The following is a 21,772-nucleotide window of genomic DNA, read 5'->3' as shown; positions in this document are numbered from 1 at the left end:
AATGAGGAATACAAATGAGTGAAATTAAAGTTTCGGTTATAATGCCAGTATATAATGCAGAAACATATTTAGAAGAAGCTATTGAATGCTTAATATGTCAGACATTAAAAGAAATAGAAATTATTTGTGTAGATGATGGTTCGACGGATCGTTCATTGGAAATTTTGGAAGAATATTCAAAAAGAGACGATAGAATCAAAATTTTACATCAAAGAAATTTATATGCTGGAGTTGCAAGAAATAATGGATTGAAACAAGCAAATGGAGAATTTGTTATATTCCTTGATTCGGACGATTTGTTTGAAAGAGGACTATTGGAAAAAACATATAAACAAGGGAAAAAAGTAAATGCAGATATAGTTTTGTTTGGAGGGGAGTGTTTTAATGTAGATAATGGAGAACATAAAGAAAGACCGGATTTTTTGCGGAAAGAGTATATAGGAGATAAGTCAGTATTTTCACGAAAGGATATACCGGAAAAGATATTTAATATTACGACACCGTGTCCATGGACAAAATTATATAGTAGAAAATTTATTGAAAGAGAAAAATTGCAGTTTCAGGAATTGCAGCATACAAATGATGCTTTTTTTGTATTATTATCGTTAGCGTTAGCGAATAAAATTACATATATAGATGAGGTTTTAATAAGTTATAGAATTGGACAAAAGAATAATCTTCAAAGTGTAAAAAGTAAAAATCCAGAAATGTTTTTTGAAGCATATGAGCAAGTGTTTGATGCGCTGAATGAAAAAGGAATTTATGAAGAGGTAAAGAAAAGTTTTATAGAGGTTACTTTAGCTGGATGTGTTTATAATATAAATTCAGTTAAAACAAAAGAGGCAAAAGTGAAAATATATCAAGAGATGCAGCAAGAACATTTTACAAGGATGAATTTGTTGGAACAAGAAGAAACGTTTTATTCTAATTTAGAACATCTGTATCAATGCAAAGGAACTAAGTATATTTTAGAATGCATTGAAAAAAGAAATAGAAATTATGAAGAAAATAAGTTGACACTTTTATTAAAAAATGAAGAAAAAAATATTCCAAAAGTTTCAGTTGTTATACCAGTGTATAATACGGAAAATTATTTGAAAGAATGTTTGAATAGTATTATGAATCAAACGTTAGATGAAATTGAAATTATATGTATTAATGATGGTTCAAAGGATAATTCGTTGGAACTGTTGTTAGAAGCGGCAAGTAAAGACCATAGAATATCAGTATATACACAGAAAAATTCGGGACTCTCGGTCACTCGTAATAGGGGCGCTGAATTGGCAAATGGAAAATATATTTATTTTATGGACAGCGATGATATTTTAGATAAAAATGCACTTTATAAGTTGTTTTTTAGAGCTGAAAAAGATTCGCTTGATATGATATGCTTTGATGGCCGGAGCTTTGTTGATGATGATTTAGAAGGAACGGTTAGTGCGGCAATAGACTATTATATAAGAAGCGCAAAATATAATGGTGTGTATACAGGAGTAGAATTATTATCTTTAATGCAAAAAAATGGGGATTATCGGACAAGTGTTCCGCTTCAAATGGTAAAAAAGTCATTTTTAGAAGAAAATAACATACATTTTGTAAACGGAATTCTTCATGAGGATAATTTATATACATATCAATGTATGATAATGGCAAAAAGAGTAGTACATATGCCAAATCAATTTTTTAATAGGCGTTATAGAAGTAATTCTATTATGACGACACGGACCACATTTGAACATTCATATGGATTGTTTTCTTGCTATATATATATGGTTCTTTTTTTGAATGATAAATTTATAAATGAATTGTGTTTGGAAAGTGTACTCGAATTGCAAAAAAACGTATTAGGAGAAGCAAGAAACGGATTTTTAAAGTTATCTCGAGAGGAACAATTTGCAGTAGAAGGACTTGAATTAAAAGAAAAGAATCTATTTAAATTATATATTGTGGATTGGTGCGCGCAGAAGTGGAGTGCTGACTGTATAAAACAAAATATTGATCAAGAAATTCAAAAAGCAATAGAGAATGTAAAAAATACAATTACATTTAAAATTGGGAAAAGCATTATGTTTCTACCAGGTAAAATAAAAAGAATAATAAAGGGATATTAAAATGAAAAACTCAAAAATATCGGCTTTTTTGAAAAAATACATAGTACTATTTATTTTGTTATGTGCAGTATTTACTTTTTTGAAAACAATAATATATATACTTCCAAATGAACCAATTCAGAAGAATATAAGGAATTCTATGGAACAGATAAATGAAGAGGGAGTATATCCAAGAATGTTTTATTCTGGAAAAGATAGTGCAGCACAACGTTTAGATAATTATTCAGAGGCTATTTATTTAAATGTAGCATATGCTTCGAATCAAAAGAATGTATTAAATTTAGCGATGGGAGATTATAGAGCGTCTTTCAAAGGAATGAATCCTCTGGAAGCATTAAATCAATTAATTTTGAGTGATGGAAATGAGAAAGTTTCATATAGAGACTATGCTAGGCATTGGATGGGGAGTGAGGTGTTTATTCGTCCATTGTTGATGTTTTTTACATTACCTCAAATTAGATTGATTTACCAGGCCGTATTTATAATTTTGATTTTTTGTACTTGCCGAATTAGTGAGAAAACATTTGGAAAAAAAATTGGATTTTCTCTTTTGATGGCTTTATTGTCGGTGAATATGATTGTTTTATGTTCATCAAGTAATTTCCTTGGAAGCTTTTTTGTAGCATTAATAGGTATAATAGTTGTTTGCAAAAAAGACTATGATGAATCGGCTACAATGTTCGTTGTAGGTGGAGTGACTAGCTTTTTGGATTTATTAGTGACGCCAATGGCATCATATACATTAGTTATGAATATGTTATTGATAAAGAGAGATGTTAAACATGAAAATGAACAGATAAAAGACAAGTTTGTCTTTTTGTTAAAGTGTAGTGCTTCTTGGTGTATAGGATATCTTGGCTTGTGGATGAGTAAATGGATTTTATCATCAATTATCCTAAGAAAAAATATTATTTTAGATGCTTATTTGGAAACAAAGAAATATGGAATACAATCATCTGAGTATGATATGAAAAGCGGCAGAGATGTATTAGAGCTTATTTCAAAAGAGATAAAGCAAATATTTCCAATAAACTTAATTGCTTGGAATTCATTGTTTGGAAAAATATTGATTATGATGCTCATTTGTATTTTGTTGTTTTTGTTATATAGAATTTTCAAGGAAAAACCGAAATATGTATTTTGTTTATTAGTAGGATGTGCTCCGTATGTATGGTTTTTAGCATGTCCGGGGCATTCTTGGGTTCATTTTTGGTTTACATATCGTTCGCAAGTAGGAACAGTGTTTGCATTTGTGTTCGTTTGTTTTAATGTGTTTTTTATAAAAAATAATAAAAGTGAAATATTACAAGAAACACATACGTGAAGATAAGGAGAGCGATATGGATAAAATAGCAGTATTAATCCCATGTTTTAATGAGTCTCAAACGATAGAAAAAGTAGTTTCCGATTGGAAAAGGGAGCTTCCGGAAGCTGTTATATATGTGTATGATAATAATTCTAGTGACAATACAGCTGATTTAGCAACCAAAGCAGGAGCTGTGGTTAGGCATGAGTATTCACAAGGAAAGGGAAATGTCATACGACGGATGTTTAGAGAGATTGATGCTCAATGTTACATCATGGTTGATGGAGATGATACCTATCCAGCGGAATACGGAAAACAAATGGCAAATTTGGTGCTCAAAAAAAGAACGGATATGGTGGTAGGAGACCGTTTATCATCTACATATTTTGATGAAAATAAGCGTCCATTTCATAATTTTGGAAATTGTATTGTTAGAGGTTCTATTAATCGACTTTTTAAAACGGATATCAGAGATATTATGACAGGATACAGGGCATTTAGTTATTTGTTTGTTAAAAGTTTTCCGGTTCTGTCAAAAGGATTTGAAATTGAAACAGAAATGACGATCCATGCAGTAGATAAAAATATGCGGATTGAAAATGTAATTATTGAATATAGGGATAGACCAGAGGGAAGCGAATCAAAACTTAATACATATTCGGATGGATTTAAAGTATTAAAAACGATTGGAAAACTGTATAAAAACTATCATCCACTGGGATTCTTTGGAAGAATTTCTACGATATTAATTTTAGCTTCAGCACTCCTGTTTCTTCCGATTGCTATTAAATTTCTTCAAACGGGGTTTGTCCCTAATTTTCCGACATTAATTGTTTCTGGTTTTATAGCCGTGACAGCAATTATATCTTATTTTGCAGGATTAATATTGGAAACGTTGACAGAGAAAGAACGACAAGAGTTTGAATTTCGATTGCAAGTAATTGAAAATTTGGAGAAAAGCATAAAGAATATAGACTTCAAATGAAATTAATTGTAAAAAAGAAGAGGCAATAGAAAATGAAAAAATTTGAAGATTTAAAAATCGCAGTAGCTGGCACAGGATATGTAGGTTTATCGATTGCAACTCTTTTGGCGCAGCATCATAAGGTAATGGCAGTTGATATTGTTCCAGAAAAAGTAGAGTTGATTAATAGGGGAAAATCACCAATCCAGGATGAATACATAGAAAAATATCTGGCAGAAGAAAAATTGAATCTTACAGCAACGCTTGATGCAAAAGAGGCATATAGTAACGCGGATTATGTGGTTATTGCTGCGCCAACAAATTATGATTCAAAAACACATTATTTTGACACGTCAGCAGTTGAAGCTGTCATTGAGCTGGTTATGAAATATAATCCGGATGCAATTATGGTTATCAAGAGTACCATTCCGGTTGGATATACAACCTCTGTTCGTGAAAAGTTTAATTGTAAAAATATAATTTTTAGTCCGGAGTTTCTTCGAGAAAGTAAAGCCTTATATGATAATTTATATCCAAGCCGTATTATTGTTGGAACAGATTTGAAGGATGATCGGTTAAAGAAAGCAGCACAGCAATTCGCAGAACTTCTGCAGGAAGGTGCAATTAAAGAAAATATCGATACCTTGATTATGGGCTTTACCGAAGCGGAGGCTGTGAAACTTTTTGCAAATACCTATTTAGCACTGCGCGTGGCGTATTTTAATGAACTGGATACATATGCGGAAAGTAAAGGATTGAATACACAGCAGATTATAGATGGAGTGTGTCTGGATCCCAGAATTGGCAACCAATATAACAACCCTAGTTTTGGGTATGGAGGCTATTGTCTGCCGAAGGATACAAAGCAGTTGCTGGCAAATTATGCGGACGTTCCAGAAAATTTGATTGAAGCGATCGTAGAGAGCAACCGGACCCGGAAGGATTTTATTGCCGACCAGGTATTGAAATTAGCCGGATATTATGGATATGAGGATGATAACGAATTCGAAGAAGAGAAAGAAAAGAATGTGACTATCGGAGTTTACCGGTTGACAATGAAAAGTAATAGCGACAATTTCAGACAGAGCTCGATTCAGGGAGTTATGAAAAGGATTAAAGCAAAAGGGGCAAAGGTGATCGTATATGAGCCGACTTTAAAGGATGGAGAGACATTTTTTGGGTCACTCGTTGTAAATGATCTGAGTAAATTCAAACAATTAAGCCAGGCGATTGTAGCAAATCGCTATGACAGTTCGCTGGATGATGTGAAAGAAAAGGTTTATACAAGAGATATTTTCCAAAGGGACTAGAAAAGTATTTATTGCACAAGGAGAGCATGGATGTGCACAGCATATAAAGAAAGAAAAAAGATTGATTTTAACAGATATCCTGAGCTGGAGGCATTTATAATGTGTGCTTTGATTGCCGGAATCATTATGATCCCGGCAATGATTTTAAATCATGGATATTTTGCACTGTCAAATGATTTTTCGGCAGAGGAAATTCCGTTTGGAATGCTGATGAACAGGGCAATCAAGTCGGGAGAAACTTGGAGCTGGGGAATTGATTTGGGAGGAAATCTACTAGAATCATTTGGCTTTTATAATATTGGAAGTGTATTTTACTGGATTTCCCTTTTGTTCCCGGCAGAATTGTATCCACGGGTAATAGGATGGCTATTTATATTAAAGATTGCGGTCGCAGGATATTCATCTGCATTGTGGATGAAAAGATACTTACATAAAAAAGATGCTATATTGATAGGCGCGATGTTATATGCATTTTCGGGAGCACAATGTATTAATATTGTTTTTTATCATTTCCAGGATGTGATAGCGTTGTTCCCATTTATGCTGGCTGCCTTGGACAAAATGATATTGGATAAAAAGAAGGGATGTTTTGCACTGGCATGTGCCGTGAATTTGTTATGTAATCCGATATTTTTCTGGGGCACTACCTGCTTTACAGTTTTATATTATATTTTCCGTTTTTTACTTCCAAATTTGCGTGAAAAAGGACAGATAAAAAATATTTTAACTTGTTTCTGGGAAGGAATTTTGGGATGCCTGATTTCGGGTGTGATTGTAGTTCCGACATTTTTGTCCATGATGGGAAATAAGCGGGCAACTGCTGTTTTACCAATATCGGACTGGTTTTTAATGACGGTAAAAGAATGGCTGATTGAAGTAGGGGCTTTCTTTTTTCCAGCGGAATCAATGGATTCATATTCTGCAATTGTGTCTAATGACTGGGGAAGCTGGGGAATTTACTTACCATTGTTCGGATTGGCTTTTGTATTGACATATATTTTTCATGAGAAAAATTGGCTGAGTTCTTTGATTAAATGTTGTTTTGTAATGGCAGTGATTCCAATTTTGAATAGCGTATTTATAGCATTTTCACCAGATAGATATGGAAGATGGCTGTTTATGTTTTCCTTACTTTTGTCTTTGGCAACGGCCGTAGTTTGTGAAAAAGCGGATAAATATAGAGATTCTTTAAAATATGGATTGATAATTTCTATGGGTGTCATTTTGACGTTTACAATAGCGCTATGCTGCTTAAAACGGATACATTATGACGGTATAGAAATTTTTCGGATTCACCGATTTGTGCTTAATATAATGAGTGCTGTTTTGGGAGTGGTGGTGCTTGCAGCCATAATCAAAAACAAGCGTAGCGAGTGCACAAAAATATATAAAGGTGCTACTATCTTTTTTAGTGTATGTTTGTTGGGAGTAAGTGTTTTTGATTATCAGAATGGGGCGCTGGATAATACTGGGATAAATTTCCGTATTGAATCAAATCAGTATTCTAAAAATGTTTCTACTTATTTGACGGAGATTCCATCACTTTTGAAAAGGAATGTATTGCCCTACAGATATTATTTTGATGAGGGAATTGGATATACATACTATAATCTTAGTATGACAAATGAACTCCCATCAACGAATTCTTTTATAAGTACGTGCCATTCTTCTGTTTTTGATTTTTATCGTGCGCTTGGAATCAACAGAGGAAATATGTCTCCGGCTGGTCCGGTCGGAATGCAGGAATTATTGGGTGCCAGATATATCGTTACGATGAAAAAATTAAGCAATCTGAAATTGATAAAGCATATAAAGAATGCGAATAATCAAGATTTTTATATATATGCAAATCAAGCGGCGCTTCCGATGGGAACTTTATATGATTCATATATAACAAAGTCAGAATTTAACAAAGTTTCTGCGGAACTACGGGCTTTGGTCATGCTTCATACTTTAGTAATTGAAGATCAGGATGTAGAAAAAGTAGAGAAACAATTAAAACATGCGCCGGAATATATTGAATTGGCGGGGGAGGAGCTGCTAAAAAGAACGATACAAAATAAAAATCCTAATTCTAATTTTGAAACTAAAAAAAATACTTTAAATATTAGACTGGAAGCCGATAAGAAAGAATTTGCATTTTATAGCATACCGTATGATCGCTTTTGGAAAGTAAAGGTCAATGGATATGATGCAGAAATGTATAATTGCAATGGGTTAATAGCAATACCAGTTGAAAAAGGAGAAAATATAATAGAGTTTCGATACGAATATACACCCTTTAAAGTTGGAATATCTTTAAGTGCAGTAGGCTGTGTTTTATTTGCTTTATACGATCGCTTGCAAAAAAATGTGAAGCAAAAAGAAAGTAGTGAAAATAATGAAAAATAAACCTGTTTTATATATAATAATCCCTTGCTATAATGAAGAAAAAGTGCTTCCTATTACGGCGCCGTTGTTCAAACAGGAAATAATGAAATTAATCAATAGAAACATTATATCAGTTAAGAGTAAAATTATGTTTGTGAATGACGGAAGTAAAGATCAAACATGGAATATTTTATGTGAATTGGCAAAGAAAGATGATTGCTTTCTTGGTATATCACAAAGCCGTAATAGAGGACATCAAAATGCTGTTTTAGCAGGTTTGATGGAATCAAAGGATCAATGTGATATTACAATATCGATTGATTGTGATGGTCAGGATGATATCAATGCCATGGATTCTATGGTAGAAGAATATTTAAAAGGAAATGAAATCGTATATGGTGTGAGAAGCAGGCGGGATACAGACACTTTTTTCAAAAGGTTTACAGCGGAGTCTTTTTATAAGCTATTAAATTGGATGGGAGTGGAGGTCATTTATAATCATGCGGACTATCGTCTGATATCTTCCCGGGTTCTTCAGGAGTTTGCAAATTATAAAGAGGTAAATATTTTTTTAAGAGGAATGGTTCCCCTGGTTGGATTTAAAAGTACGATCGTATATTATGAAAGGCATGAGAGAATTGCAGGTGAGAGCCATTATCCTCTAAGTAAAATGCTTTCGCTGGCTTTTGATGGCATTACGAGTCTTAGCATTAAGCCGATTCGAATGATAACGGGAGTTGGTTTTGTTATTGCTGTATTAAGTTTTATCGGAGTGCTTTGGTCGTTTGTGGAGTATTTTATCGGAGAAACCGTAAATGGATGGGCAAGTATGACAAGTTTAATATGTTTTATAGGAGGTGTCCAACTGCTTTGTCTTGGTATTTTGGGTGAATATATTGGAAAGATATACTTAGAAGTGAAAGCCAGACCTCGCTATATTATTAGTGATAGAACGTATACTAAGACAACTATCTGTGAGGAAGAGAATAAATAACTTACTAAGATATAGAGAAATTCTATGGAGGAAAAAATGAACACAACCCTCATCATCATGGCTGCCGGCATCGGTTCCCGTTTCGGAACCGGTATCAAGCAGCTTGCGAAAATGGCTCCCAACGGGGAGATTATCATGGATTTTTCAATTTATGATGCGAAAGAAGCGGGATTTACAAAGGTTGTCTTTGTGATTCGCAAGGCAATTGAGAAAGAATTCAAAGAAGTGATCGGAAACCGATTGTCTAAGGTCATGCCGGTCGAGTATGTTTATCAGGAGTTGGAGGATCTGCCAGAAGGATATGAGGTTCCAGCGGGGCGTGTGAAACCTTGGGGTACAGGACAGGCGATCCTGGCTTGTAAGGATATCGTGAAAGAGCCGTTTGTGATTATCAATGCAGACGACTATTATGGAAAGGAAGCATTTGTCAAGCTGCATGATTTTCTGGTTTCGGGAAAACATGAGGACGGAAAGATAGCTCTGGCGATGGCGGGATTTTCTCTGAAAAATACTTTGAGTGAGAATGGCGCTGTGACCAGAGGCGTCTGTGTGGCGGATGATACAGGTCATCTTGAAAAAGTAATTGAGACAACCGGGATTCAGAAGATAGACGGCAAGATTCGGTGCGATAATGCAGAAGTAGAAGGCTGGATTACACCAGACACGATGGTTTCGATGAATATGTGGGCGGGATATCCGGATTTTTTACAATATATTAGGGAAGGTTTTCCTAGATTTCTAGATCAACTAGGTGAATATCCAGAGAAAAAGGAATACCTCCTTCCGAATATCGTAGCGGAATTGCTGGAAAAAGAAGCGGCTTCAGTTAAGGTACTTTCTACATCGGATAAATGGATTGGAATTACTTATAAGGAAGACATTGAGCCAGCGCAGGAAAGTTTTAGTCAGATGATAACGGCTGGATGCTATCCGGAAAATTTATGGATATAATTAAAGAAGCAGAATTGTTACGAAAGGGAAGAAGTAGATTGTGGCAAGTTGGTTGTTTTACATAGCGGTCTTTTTGAAACAATTTTATATTTTTCCAAGCGGCAATCTTGGGATTGCAGATCTGTTTTTCGCGGCTGCCTGTGCGATGACATTTTATGGAGCATGGAAGAACCGGACAAAATTATTTTACAGGGAAGATATCCCATGGGTTATTTTTCTGATTTTTGTCGCTATCATTAATGGAATCTATTTTATCCGGACTTCCAATCGGGAGTTCCCGCTGCATACGATGTATTGGATTTATTCCGCGTGTCTGATATGGATGTTCCGGACATTGTATTCAGATGGCTTTATGCGTGGTTTGTGCTGGATTTGCCGCATCAATATGGTATTTCAGCTGCTTGTTCTGTTCTCTGGGCGTGGGCGTTATTTCCATGAATCCTGGGGTGGTGCCCGGTTTATGGGAACCTTCAATGATCCGAACCAGTTTGCATTTTTTATCTTTACCATGATGCTGGTACTTTTTATGGGGGATCGGCGGAAAGCGATTTATACGGCGAAAACACGTATCGGCTTCTGGGGAATGTTTCTGTTGGGAGTGTTTTTGATAGGAAAGGCAAAATCAACGGGGATGTTTGTCGGTCTGCTTGTATTCTTTTGTGTGCTTATCGGACAGCTTTTCTGGGACAGATGCTGCCATTCAAAGCGGAAAAAGCTGTGGTGGATAGGCGGCGCGGTTTTTGTGGTGCTGTTGGCTGTTGGGGTATATAGGATCCTGCCGGGGGCTGATTTTGAAGTTTCTCAGACGAGCTACACGCTTTTTTCGCGGATTCAGCAGAAACTCTGGAAATTGGCAAATGGCAATCTTTATGATTTGCTTTACGATCGAAGTGCAGAACGCTTGGTATTGGAACCGCAGTATTTATTATATGGGGCAGGAGAGGGCTTTTTTGAGCGGTTTATTCCACATGATGGGTTTGAACAGCTGCTGAGCCCGGGCGTGTTTGATGTGTTTCATGTGAATGAAATTCATTCGAGTTTTTTTGATGTCTGGTTTTCGTATGGTATCATTCCAACAGCGGTGCTTGTATATTGGATTGTACGAAATGTGATTCGATGCGATCGGGCACAGCGTGCGGCAGTGCTGGCATTGTTGGCGGAAAGTTTTACGCTGATGAATTGCAGACAGCCATTTTTCTGGTTTTTGATTGTGATGGCGGGGATGAGCGGACGGGAAATGTGTGTGGATGAAAGAGCGACTGAGGAGTAAAAACTCAGCCGTTCTTTTTTATAAAGTGACCGCTTTGCTGGAATTGCTATTTTCATAGAATAGCATATGTAAGGGGAGGATGCAAGAAGAAAAGAAGTTGAAAAATAGATTGGGTAAATCTTTGCAAATTCTTTTTTGAAATGCTACAATACAAGAAAAATCTTTGTAAAGAGAAGTGAGAATTTATGATATTTTTAAAGCTAAAATATTATTTCAATAAATTCAAAATCTGCATCTATATATGTGGAGTCATTCTTGTCCTGTTTATGTTTGTGACATTGTTAAGACAAGTGAATCTGTTCACGCGAGCAGATTCTCAAACCCTATTAGGTATAATCGGAACATTGCTTGGAGCAGTTGTCGGTGCTGTTTTTTCATTGCTTGGGTCTATATGGGTCAATACACAGCAGCGAAAAGAAGAATTGAATAGGAAAAGAGCGCAGGAGATTTATCGACCGCTTTATGATGAACTTGTAAACATCCATAGAAACATATTGAAAGAAAATCCATATCCTTCTCTTATTGAATTCAGGACGGGGCATCAGACGATGAAACCGCATCCACAGTATGCTGAATGGCGGAAGATAGAATTGGACAGCCGTTATCTTCAGATCCCGGCGGAGTTGAAGAGACAAATGGATCGCCTGTTTGGGGCGCTGGCTGGTTATTTGACGAAACGAAAAGGGGCATCGGATGAAGTGAAGAGAATTCTTGATTCTGTTTTAGAGGAATTCAAACTGCCACCTTGCAGAATAGAAAATTTTGGAAGTGTGGTATTAGGGGATGTTATGAGTGGTAAAAGGAAGGGAATTTATGGAGAGAGTATGTATTTTATGGAAGAGGATGTGCCGGATGAAGCTGTCATAAAAAAAGTAAATGAACGCTTTTATGAGGTGGCGGATGAAAGCATAATTTTGAAGGACATGAAGGATGTTTATAATGGCTGGATGCGGGAAGAAGAGATGGCAATTAAAATATTGGAGTTGCTGATTCGGATGGCTGAGAAGTAGAGGAACGTTTTGAATGATGATCTTGTCATTCAAACTATCAAATGTTAATATTAATCATATAAATATGATTAATATTATGAACAGGCAAAGCAACAGCTTCGAAAGGAGTGTGTCAATATGGGGATTTTTGTGAATTCGGATAATTCAGCGTTTCAAGTTGCGTTGAATTCGGAAATCTATATTGATAAAACAGGTTTGTTGACGTATACCAATAAGGTGATGAATACATTGCAGGGATATATTTGCAATAGCCGTCCCAGAAGGTTCGGAAAGTCGATTACGGCGGATATGCTGACAGCGTATTACAGTAAGGGCTGCGATTCAGGGAATATGTTTTCTGGACTTGAAATTAGTCAGAGCCCGGATTTCAAGGAACATCTAAACCGATATGATGTGATTCACTGGGATATCCAGTGGTGTATAGGAGCTGCTGGGGGTGCCGACAGGGTTGTATCGTATATTACAGAGAAAACGATTGAGGAATTAAGAAAATATTATTCAGAAGCAATACCGAGTGACACGTGTTCGCTTCCAGAAGCACTGTCATTTATTTGTAATGCAACGAAGAATAAGTTTGTTGTAATTATTGATGAGTGGGATGTTCTGATTCGTGATATGGCGGCGAATTCGAAAATTCAGGATGAATATATAAGTTTCCTGAGGGGATTGTTTAAGGGAACGGAACCGACCAAGTATATTCAACTTGCTTATTTGACGGGCATTCTTCCTATTAAAAAAGAGAAAACCCAGTCGGCACTGAACAATTTTGACGAATTTACGATGTTGAGCGCGGGTCGCTTGTCTCCGTATATTGGATTTACGGAGGCGGAGGTGAAAGAACTTTCAGAACGCTATCAGGTGGAATTTGATAAGGTAAAGGCGTGGTATGATGGATATGTTCTAAAAAATTGTCAGGTTTATAATCCCAAAGCAGTTGTGAGTGTCATGCTAGATGGTGAATTTAAGAGCTATTGGTCGGAAACCGCGTCTTATGAGGCGATTGTGCCGCTCATTAATATGGATTATGACGGATTGAAAACGGCAATTATCGAAATGCTGTCTGGAGTTGAAGTGAAGGTAGATACATCAACATTTGGAAATGATATTTCGAATATTCAGAGTAAAGACGATGTGCTGACATATATGATTCATTTGGGGTATTTAGGCTATGATCAGACGAAAAAGATGGCGTTTGTTCCGAATGAAGAAATTCGGCAGGAGTTGACTAAGGCGGTAGAAAGTAAACGCTGGAATGAGATGTTTCTGTTTCAGCAAGAGTCGGAGAGGTTGTTGGATGCAACATTGGATTTGGATGAGGAAGTAGTAGCATCACAGATCGGGAAGATTCATGATGAATATGTATCTGTTATTCAATATCATAATGAAAATTCTTTGAGCAGTGTTCTCGCGATTGCTTATCTGAGTTCGATGCAATATTATTTTAAACCAGTTCGGGAACTACCGACAGGACGTGGATTTGCGGATTTTGTATTTATACCAAAACCAGAGTACAAGAATGATTATCCGGCGCTGGTAATTGAACTTAAATGGAATCAGAATGCACAGACTGCGCTGCAGCAAATCAAAGAAAAGAACTATCCAGAATCGATTTTAAATTATATGGGAAATATTTTATTGGTTGGAATTAATTACGATAAGGTAAGTAAGGAACATACGTGTCGAATTGAAGCATATGGAAAAAATTAATGTATATTTTTGACATAGTAAAAACTATCGTTATATACAGCAATGGCTAAAAGTCCGTCCCACAAACTTTTAGCCATTTTCATTTAAATAAATAACCTCTCTATCTTTAAGAATCCTTCCCTTTCTGCAATCTCGTCAATTCTCTCCAAATCGTCAAAAGCATCGTTCCAAAGCAGGCAATTCCGCCGACAAAGTTGGAAATCGGTTCGGCGGCGAATACGCCGTTGGTGCCCATTCCGAACATACCTGGCAGCAGGATTGTCAGCGGAACGACGATGATTACTTTTCGGAAAATAGAGAAAAAGATCGCTTTTTTGGATTTGCCCAGACCGACGAAAATCGACTGTCCGGAGAATTGGAGCGACATCATAAAGAATCCGAAAAAGTATAAGCGGATCGCCGGAATACCTGCTGCGATGAGTTCGGCATCCTGGTTAAAAATGCGGATAAAGAATGCCGGGAAACCATCGACGATCAGCCAGATACCGGTCGTATATAAAATTGCAATAAAAGAGGTAAAGACGATCGCCTTTTTAACGCGTCCGTATTCTTTTGCCCCATAATTGAAACCGAGCACCGGCTGGGCGCTGTGGGTGACGCCGGTTACCGGAAGCGTTGCAATTTCACGGATGGAGTTGATAACGGTCATAACGCCGACGTAGAGATCGCCGCCGTATACCTGTAAGGTCGCATTGCACATGATCTGGACGGTGCAGTTTGTGATCGACATTGTGAAACCGGAAAGTCCGAGACCGACGATTTTCCGGACTCTCTGCGCGGAAAGACGCATGGAAGAACGTCTCAGTTTCAGAATTGTTTTGTCACTGGTTAAAAACCGCAGAATCCAGATAGCGGAGAGAAGCTGCGACAGGATGGTGGCGAGCGCCGCGCCGCGGATTCCCATGTGAAGCACAAAGATAAAAATCGGGTCGAGCAGGATATTGGCGGCAGCGCCTAAAAGGACGGTCATCATGCCGATGCGCCCGAAGCCCTGTGAATTGATGAACGAGTTCATGCCAAGTCCGACCATCACGAACAGGCTGCCGAGCAGATAGATCGTAATGTAAGCATTCGCATATGGATAAGTAGCGTCGCTGGCGCCGAACAGATACAGCATTGGTTTGCGGAATATCAGGCAGAGAAGGGTCAGAAGCACACCTGAAATGAACATCATGGAGAAAGAATTTCCCATGATTGCCTCGGCTTCTTTGATATCCCCGCGCCCGCGTTCGATCGAGCAGAGCGGTGCACCGCCCATGCCAAACAGATTGGCAAATGCGATGACAAGCGTGATGATTGGCAGCGAAAGCCCGATGCCGGTCAAAGATAGAGTGGCGTGATCGGGAATGCGCCCGATATAGATGCGGTCGACGATGTTGTACAGGACGTTGATAAGCTGCGCCAGCGTCATCGGGATTGCGAGATTCATGATATTTTTAACGATACTTCCTTTGGAGAAATCGTTCTGTGTATTGGGATTACTCATACAAACTCCTTTTTTCTTGCGTTTGGATACAACCTGATATTATAATAAAGTAAAAGAAATTTGTCCAGAGAGAAAGACATTCAAAAAAGGAAGTTCGATATTGCACAAATAAGAGATCTGTGCTATTCTCAAAGAAAACGAAAGGGGTATGTATTATGCCGAGAGGACCAAAACGTTCTGCATTAGAAGTAAACAAAGAGAAGCTGGCAGCGGTAGAAGAGAAGCTGGCTAAATTAGAAGAAACCGTTAAAGCTCTGAAAGCAGAGAAAAAGGAATTAGCGGCTGAGATTCGTAAAGCTGAATTAAGCGAATTACTGGATGCGATCGAAGAGAGCAATTTAAGCGTAAACGATGTTCATGAGTTTATCAAACAGAATTCTGAGCAGAAATAAATTAAAAAGCGATAAATCATTGTATTCAAAGAATGAAAAGAGAACTGGAAATTAGGGACAGCCTGGTTTCTGGTTCTTTTTTTATTTTGTGAAAAAACATTTGTAAACGAAATATATGAAAGAATGCCGGTGCCGAAACAGAGGGTTGTTTGAATCGGATTTGAGCCGGGATTGGCGGATGAAATCGGCTTAATGATAAAAAGGAACCGTGCAAAAGAAAGGTGCATATGCTACAATAGGAATATTCAATCAGAGGAACTTGAGATGACTTCTTTGATCAAACCGGTACCTCAAAGAGAAATAGAAGAAAAAAAACAAGGTTCCGGGGAAAGAACCGCTCAGATATTAAAAAAGAAAGCGAAGGGAATGAATATGGATCATAATACGCTACTTGGGGTTTTGATTCCGTTTGTCGGTACGACGGCGGGAGCAGCTTGCGTCTTTTTTTTGAAAAATGAGTTAAAGCCGATCATCCAGAAAACGCTTTTGGGGTTCGCATCGGGGGTGATGGTGGCGGCGTCGGTCTGGTCGCTTTTAATTCCATCGATGAATATGTGCGAAGCGATGGGGCGTCTGGCATGTCTGCCGGCATCCATTGGGTTTATGGTGGGTATTCTGATGCTGCTTTTGCTGGATCGCCTGATTCCGCATCTGCATCTGGGAAGTGATGAGCCGGAGGGACATATGTGCGGGCTCAAGAAGACAACGATGCTGGTTCTGGCGGTCACACTTCACAATATCCCGGAGGGCATGGCAGTCGGAGTGGTATTTGCCGGATTCTTAGCAGAAAAGAGCGGCATCACGCTTGCAGCGGCGCTGGCACTTTCACTTGGAATTGCGATTCAGAACTTCCCGGAGGGAGCGATCATTTCCCTGCCGCTTCGGAGTGAGTCGGGGATGAGCCGGAAAAAGGCGTTTGCGATGGGAACACTCTCCGGTATCGTCGAGCCGATCGGGGCGCTTGCGACGATCGCCGCGTACCGCTATCTGGAACCGGTTCTGCCGGTTCTCCTGGCGCTTGCAGCAGGGGCGATGATTTACGTGGTTGTGGAGGAGCTGATTCCGGAGTCGGCGCAGGGCAGTCATTCCGATATGGGAACGATCGGATTTGCGGTTGGATTTGTGCTGATGATGATTCTGGATGTGGCGCTGGGATAAAAGAAAGCTGGCAGTGCTGGCATGGAATCCGGTTGTCCAAAAAGCGAACATTTGTTCTGAAAAATGCGTTGCAAAATTTTTGAATTTATGTAATAATATTTGTAGCTGTTCAGTAGGTCCGCGCATTTACTGCGCTGACCGTACGAAAACATGGGCTAGCAGGCAAAAATCCCATTGCCGCAGGCAATTTTTAATGGATTTTTGCGCGTGACTGTGAAGGTACTGAACAGTTACTAATATTTTATAGTAAATGAGAACGGTTTACTACTTTTTCGCTAATGAAAAGTCTATAAAACAATGGCTGGCGGGTGTGATGCCAGAGAGTTAGAATGTTCTATTTGCATGATTTCAAAGTCATAAAATAAATACGTATTATAAGTGGAAGAAATCAGCTTGACCAGTGAAATAAAAGCTGCCGTTTGCATCACACGTGTAAATGGCAGCAAATATGATTCCCAGGTCGGGCACAGGAGGAATGAATCTATGGGTAAAACACAGTATGATGCGGACAGCATAACGGTTCTGGAGGGGCTGGAGGCTGTCCGTAAGCGTCCTGGTATGTATATAGGAAGTGTGGGAACGAAGGGACTCAATCACCTGATCTATGAGATCGTGGATAACTCGGTCGATGAGCACCTGGCGGGCGCCTGTTCCCAGATCCGCGTGACGCTCGAGGCGGACGGCTCCTGCACCGTCCGGGACAATGGACGCGGTATTCCGGTGGAGATGCATAAAAAGGGTATGGCAGCGGAGCGAATTGTGCTCTCGACCTTGCACGCGGGCGGCAAGTTTGACAACAATGCGTACAAGACGAGCGGCGGTTTGCACGGTGTCGGTTCATCGGTTGTCAATGCCCTCTCAGCGCATCTGGAGGTCAATGTATATAAAAATGGACAGATCCATCACGATGCGTATGAGCGCGGCATCCCGACGGTTGAGCTGATCGATGGTCTTCTGCCGGTGGTTGGAAAGACAAGAGAGACTGGAACAGAGATCAATTTTCTGCCGGATCCGGAGATTTTTGAAAAAACGCGGTTCAAGGCGGACTGGCTCAAGAGCCGCCTGCATGAGACGGCATATCTGAACCCGAAGCTGACGATTCTTTATGAGAATAAGCGGGCAGGCGAGGCTGAAAAGGTGACTTATTCGGAGCCGGACGGCATCGTGGCGTATGTGCGCGAGTTGAACAGCACGAAGACGCCGATTCATGATCCGATTTATTTTAAGGGCGTCAGCGACCAGATCGAGGTTGAAGTGGCGTTCCAGTTTGTCGATGCATTTGAGGAAAATGTACTCGGCTTCTGCAACAATATTTTCACGCAGGAGGGCGGCACGCATCTGGCAGGCTTTAAGACGCGTTTTACCCAGATGATCAACAGCTATGCGAAAGAGCTGGGAATCCTGAAGGAAAAAGATACAAAATTTACAGGACCGGATACGAGAAACGGCATGACGGCGGTTGTGGCGGTCAAGCATCCGGATCCGATCTTTGAGGGGCAGACGAAGACAAAGCTGGCGAGTGCCGATGCGACAAAAGCGGTGTTCAGCGTGACAGGGGACGAGCTGCAGCTTTATTTTGACCGGAATTTAGAGGTATTGAAGGCGATCATCGCCTGTGCGGAGAAATCTGCAAAGATCCGGAAGGCAGAGGAACGCGCCAAGACCAATATGCTGACGAAATCCCGTTTTTCCTTTGACAGCAACGGAAAGCTGGCAAACTGTGAGAGCCGCGAGGCAGAGAAATGTGAGATTTTCATTGTCGAGGGAGATTCCGCGGGCGGTTCAGCTAAGATGGGACGAAACCGCCGCTATCAGGCGATCCTGCCGATCCGGGGCAAGATTTTAAATGTGGAGAAAGCTTCGATGGACAAGGTGTTGGCGAATGCCGAGATCAAGACGATGATCAATGCGTTCGGCTGCGGCTTTTCGGAAGGATATGGCAATGATTTCGATATTGCGAAGCTGCGTTACCACAAGATCGTCCTGATGACGGATGCCGATGTGGACGGAAGCCATATTGATACTCTGCTTCTGACTTTCTTATACCGTTTTATGCCGGAATTGATTCAGAACGGGCACGTATATATTGCGATGCCGCCGTTATTTAAGGTGATTCCGAAAAAGGGAAAAGAAGAGTATCTATACGATGAGAAAGCATTGGAGCGCTACCGCAGAACCCACACAGGGGAATTTACCCTGCAGCGCTACAAAGGTCTGGGCGAGATGGATGCGGAACAGCTCTGGGAGACGACGTTAAACCCGGAGAACCGTGTGCTCAAGCGTGTGGAGATCGAGGATGCCCGGATGGCGTCGGAGATCACGGAGATGCTGATGGGAAGCGACGTGCCGCCGAGACGGCAGTTTATCTACGATCACGCGGATGAGGCGGAGATAGATGCTTAATAGAAAGATTATGAGTAACTGTGAAGGCACTGAACAGTTACGATTATGAAAGTATATGACAGGAATTTAGGAGATAGAAAATAGAATGGCTGAAACGATCATTACGACAGAATATTCAGAGGAAATGCAGCGCAGCTATATGAACTACTCGATGAGTGTCATCACGGCCCGCGCCATCCCGGATGCGAGGGATGGTTTGAAACCGGTACAGCGCCGCGTCCTTTACGATATGGGGGAGCTGCATCTGGGGCACGACAAGCCGCACCGGAAATCGGCGCGTATCGTCGGTGATACGATGGGTAAATACCATCCGCACGGCGACAGTTCGATCTATGAGACGCTGGTCGTGCTTTCCCAGAATTTTAAGAAAGGAATGCCGCTGGTAGACGGACATGGAAACTTTGGTTCCATCGAGGGCGACGGGGCGGCGGCGATGCGTTACACGGAGGCGCGTCTCCAGAAGTTTGCGGAGGAAGTATATTTAAAGGATTTGGATAAGACCGTCCGCTTTGTGCCGAACTACGATGAGACGGAGAAAGAGCCGGAGGTTCTGCCGGTCCGTGTGCCGAATCTTCTGATTAACGGTGCCGAGGGAATTGCGGTCGGCATGAGCACCAGCATTCCGCCGCACAATCTGGGCGAGGTCATCGATACGGTGATGGCGTATATCGATCAGCCGGAGATGGAGACGGAAGCGCTTCTGAGCGTCTTAAAGGGACCGGATTTCCCGACAGGCGGCATCATTGCGAATAAGAGTGAGCTTCCGGCGATCTATGAGACGGGAATGGGGCGCATCAAGCTGCGTGCCCGGATGGAGGTGGAGCTTGGAAAACGCCGTTCTGACCGGGACAAGCTGGTGATCACGGAGATTCCGTACACGATGATCGGCGCGGGCATCAATAAATGTCTGTCGGATATCGCAGATCTGGTTGAGTCCAAGAAACTTGCCGATGTGGTGGATATTTCCAACCAATCGAATAAAGAAGGAATCCGGATTGTTCTGGAACTCAAGAAAGATGCGGATATTGAGAAAATCCAGAATATTTTGTATAAAAAGACAAAACTGGAGGATACATTCGGCGTCAATATGCTGGCGATCACGAATGGACGCCCGGAGACGCTGAATTTAAAGGGAATCTTAAAGAATTACCTGGATTTCCAGTATGAAAATAATACCCGCAAGTATCAGGTGCTTCTGGAAAAGGAGCAGGAGAAGAAGGAGATCAAGGAAGGTCTGATCACAGCCTGCGACTGCATCGATCTGATTATCGCGATCCTGCGCGGTTCGAAGAATCTGAAAGATGCGAAAGCCTGCCTGATGGAGGGCGATATTTCCAAAATACAGTTCCGCACACCGGGATTTGAGGAAGACGCCAAGAAGCTTCATTTTACGGAGAAACAGGCATCTGCGATTCTGGAAATGCGTCTCTATAAACTGATCGGCCTGGAGATCTTGGCATTGCAGAAGGAGTACAAAGAGACACTTCGAAAGATCAAAGAATACCAGAAGATTCTCGGCAGCCGTGAGGCGATGGACGAGGTGATTAAAGAAGATCTTCGGTCAATCAAGGAAGAGTTTGCAGTGGAACGCCGGACGAAGATCGAGGATGGACGCGAGGCGGTGTATGACGAGGCGGCGGAGAGCGCCAGACCGGGCGTGTTCGTGCTGGACAAGTTTGGTTATTGCAAGATTCTGGAACCGTCGATCTACGAGCGGAACCGGGAGACAGTGGACACGGAGAATATGTATGTACTGTCGTGCCATACGACGGATAAGATTGGATTGTTTACGGATCTGGGTGCATTCCATCAGGTGAAGGTGACGGAGATTCCGTTTGGAAAGCTGCGCGATAAGGGTGTGCCGATTGATAACCTGAGTAAATTTGATGGTACCAAAGAACGTCCGGTCTGTGTGGTGAATGCGGCGCAGTTAAAGGGACAGAAGCTATTATTTGCAACGAAAGATGCGATGATCAAGATCGTGCCGGGCGGGGAATTTGAGACAAATAACCGGACAGTGGCGGCGACCAAGCTTCAGGAGAATGATATGCTTCTCTCGGTACAGTCGGCGGACGGCATGAGAGAGGCGGTCATCCAGACAACCAGCGGTATCTTCCTGCGATTCCCGATCGAGGAGATATCGGAGATGAAGAAGAATGCGAAAGGTGTGCGCGGCATCAAGCTGGGACGTACCGAGTCGCTGGAGGCAATCCATCTGCTGGACGGCACCGAGGACGATCCGATCGTTATGTATAAAGAAAAACCGGTTCATTTGAGCCGTTTGAAAATAGGCCACCGCGACGGCAAGGGAAGCCGGGCGAGAAGCTAGAACAAAACAGA

General features: G+C 40.6%; 15 protein-coding genes. 14 read left to right on the top strand and 1 reads right to left on the bottom strand.

Annotated features, from left to right (window positions below; all coding sequences use genetic code 11):
* Nucleotides 1-14 precede the first annotated feature (14 nt).
* The 10 genes from DWZ76_RS12145 to DWZ76_RS12100 all read left to right on the top strand — a co-directional run bounded on the left by DWZ76_RS12145 (nt 15) and on the right by DWZ76_RS12100 (nt 13,993).
* On the top strand, nt 15-2,111 hold the full coding sequence (locus DWZ76_RS12145; RefSeq protein ID WP_118472838.1) for a glycosyltransferase: 2,097 nt from the start codon (nt 15-17) through the stop codon (nt 2,109-2,111).
* A 1-nt stretch (nt 2,112) separates the two neighbouring features.
* The gene (locus DWZ76_RS12140; RefSeq protein ID WP_118472837.1) at nt 2,113-3,435 is read left to right on the top strand and encodes a hypothetical protein; all 1,323 of its coding nucleotides are present in this window, start codon (nt 2,113-2,115) and stop codon (nt 3,433-3,435) included.
* Nucleotides 3,436-3,451: 16 nt separating this feature from the next.
* Nucleotides 3,452-4,402 carry a glycosyltransferase family 2 protein gene (locus DWZ76_RS12135; protein ID WP_118472836.1) on the top strand — a complete coding sequence of 317 codons (951 nt, stop codon included), beginning with the start codon at nt 3,452-3,454 and terminating at the stop codon, nt 4,400-4,402.
* A gap of 32 nt (nt 4,403-4,434) precedes the next feature.
* Entirely contained in the window at nt 4,435-5,691 is a 1,257-nt protein-coding gene (locus DWZ76_RS12130; RefSeq protein WP_118472835.1) for a nucleotide sugar dehydrogenase, read from the top strand.
* A 30-nt stretch (nt 5,692-5,721) separates the two neighbouring features.
* On the top strand, nt 5,722-8,082 hold the full coding sequence (locus DWZ76_RS12125; protein ID WP_118472834.1) for a YfhO family protein: 2,361 nt from the start codon (nt 5,722-5,724) through the stop codon (nt 8,080-8,082).
* A complete protein-coding gene (locus DWZ76_RS12120) occupies nt 8,072-9,055 on the top strand; it encodes a glycosyltransferase family 2 protein (protein WP_118472833.1) in 984 nt (327 codons plus the stop codon). Before DWZ76_RS12125 ends, DWZ76_RS12120 begins: the two co-directional genes overlap by 11 nt.
* Nucleotides 9,056-9,091: 36 nt before the next feature.
* On the top strand, nt 9,092-10,006 hold the full coding sequence (locus DWZ76_RS12115) for a sugar phosphate nucleotidyltransferase (protein ID WP_118472881.1): 915 nt from the start codon (nt 9,092-9,094) through the stop codon (nt 10,004-10,006).
* Nucleotides 10,007-10,046: 40 nt separating this feature from the next.
* Nucleotides 10,047-11,276 (top strand): hypothetical protein, encoded by a 1,230-nt coding sequence (locus tag DWZ76_RS12110; RefSeq protein WP_243017833.1) that lies wholly within the window; start codon nt 10,047-10,049, stop codon nt 11,274-11,276.
* A gap of 185 nt (nt 11,277-11,461) precedes the next feature.
* Nucleotides 11,462-12,286, top strand: coding sequence for a hypothetical protein (locus tag DWZ76_RS12105; RefSeq protein WP_118472831.1), 825 nt, complete (start codon nt 11,462-11,464; stop codon nt 12,284-12,286).
* 117 nt (nt 12,287-12,403) lie between these two features.
* Nucleotides 12,404-13,993 (top strand): AAA family ATPase, encoded by a 1,590-nt coding sequence (locus DWZ76_RS12100; RefSeq protein ID WP_118472830.1) that lies wholly within the window; start codon nt 12,404-12,406, stop codon nt 13,991-13,993.
* Nucleotides 13,994-14,099: 106 nt separating this feature from the next.
* On the opposite strand, the gene DWZ76_RS12095 is transcribed toward DWZ76_RS12100, so the two are convergent.
* Complete coding sequence (locus DWZ76_RS12095) at nt 14,100-15,479, bottom strand: MATE family efflux transporter (protein ID WP_118472829.1); 1,380 nt, start codon at nt 15,477-15,479, stop codon at nt 14,100-14,102.
* A gap of 155 nt (nt 15,480-15,634) precedes the next feature.
* Here DWZ76_RS12095 and DWZ76_RS12090 point away from each other — a divergent pair, with 155 nt between their 5' ends.
* The 4 genes from DWZ76_RS12090 (at nt 15,635) to DWZ76_RS12075 (ending at nt 21,761) form a co-directional block, all read left to right on the top strand.
* Nucleotides 15,635-15,871 (top strand): hypothetical protein, encoded by a 237-nt coding sequence (locus tag DWZ76_RS12090; RefSeq protein ID WP_022360338.1) that lies wholly within the window; start codon nt 15,635-15,637, stop codon nt 15,869-15,871.
* A gap of 372 nt (nt 15,872-16,243) precedes the next feature.
* Entirely contained in the window at nt 16,244-17,029 is a 786-nt protein-coding gene (locus DWZ76_RS12085) for a ZIP family metal transporter (protein WP_118472880.1), read from the top strand.
* Between the two features lie 483 nt (nt 17,030-17,512).
* Nucleotides 17,513-19,432: a DNA gyrase subunit B gene (locus DWZ76_RS12080; RefSeq protein ID WP_118468750.1), complete on the top strand. Its 1,920-nt coding sequence runs from the start codon at nt 17,513-17,515 to the stop codon at nt 19,430-19,432.
* An 85-nt stretch (nt 19,433-19,517) separates the two neighbouring features.
* On the top strand, nt 19,518-21,761 hold the full coding sequence (locus tag DWZ76_RS12075; protein WP_118472828.1) for a DNA topoisomerase (ATP-hydrolyzing): 2,244 nt from the start codon (nt 19,518-19,520) through the stop codon (nt 21,759-21,761).
* The last annotated feature ends 11 nt before the right edge of the window (nt 21,762-21,772 follow it).

The organism is Clostridium sp. AF35-15 (genome assembly GCF_003477745.1).
In the GTDB taxonomy this organism is placed as follows: domain Bacteria; phylum Bacillota; class Clostridia; order Lachnospirales; family Lachnospiraceae; genus Otoolea; species Otoolea fessa.
This window is presented reverse-complemented; position numbering and strand designations above follow the sequence as displayed.

Excerpts from the sequence above, each read along its gene's own strand:
- DWZ76_RS12145 (WP_118472838.1), top strand. The coding sequence starts at position 15 with ATGAGTGAAATTAAAGTTTCGGTTATAATGCCAGTATATAATGCAGAA.
- DWZ76_RS12140 (WP_118472837.1), top strand. The coding sequence starts at position 2,113 with ATGAAAAACTCAAAAATATCGGCTTTTTTGAAAAAATACATAGTACTA.
- DWZ76_RS12135 (WP_118472836.1), top strand. The coding sequence starts at position 3,452 with ATGGATAAAATAGCAGTATTAATCCCATGTTTTAATGAGTCTCAAACG.
- DWZ76_RS12130 (WP_118472835.1), top strand. The coding sequence starts at position 4,435 with ATGAAAAAATTTGAAGATTTAAAAATCGCAGTAGCTGGCACAGGATAT.
- DWZ76_RS12125 (WP_118472834.1), top strand. The coding sequence starts at position 5,722 with ATGTGCACAGCATATAAAGAAAGAAAAAAGATTGATTTTAACAGATAT.
- DWZ76_RS12120 (WP_118472833.1), top strand. The coding sequence starts at position 8,072 with ATGAAAAATAAACCTGTTTTATATATAATAATCCCTTGCTATAATGAA.
- DWZ76_RS12115 (WP_118472881.1), top strand. The coding sequence starts at position 9,092 with ATGAACACAACCCTCATCATCATGGCTGCCGGCATCGGTTCCCGTTTC.
- DWZ76_RS12105 (WP_118472831.1), top strand. The coding sequence starts at position 11,462 with ATGATATTTTTAAAGCTAAAATATTATTTCAATAAATTCAAAATCTGC.
- DWZ76_RS12100 (WP_118472830.1), top strand. The coding sequence starts at position 12,404 with ATGGGGATTTTTGTGAATTCGGATAATTCAGCGTTTCAAGTTGCGTTG.
- DWZ76_RS12095 (WP_118472829.1), bottom strand. The coding sequence starts at position 15,479 with ATGAGTAATCCCAATACACAGAACGATTTCTCCAAAGGAAGTATCGTT.
- DWZ76_RS12090 (WP_022360338.1), top strand. The coding sequence starts at position 15,635 with ATGCCGAGAGGACCAAAACGTTCTGCATTAGAAGTAAACAAAGAGAAG.
- DWZ76_RS12085 (WP_118472880.1), top strand. The coding sequence starts at position 16,244 with ATGGATCATAATACGCTACTTGGGGTTTTGATTCCGTTTGTCGGTACG.
- DWZ76_RS12080 (WP_118468750.1), top strand. The coding sequence starts at position 17,513 with ATGGGTAAAACACAGTATGATGCGGACAGCATAACGGTTCTGGAGGGG.
- DWZ76_RS12075 (WP_118472828.1), top strand. The coding sequence starts at position 19,518 with ATGGCTGAAACGATCATTACGACAGAATATTCAGAGGAAATGCAGCGC.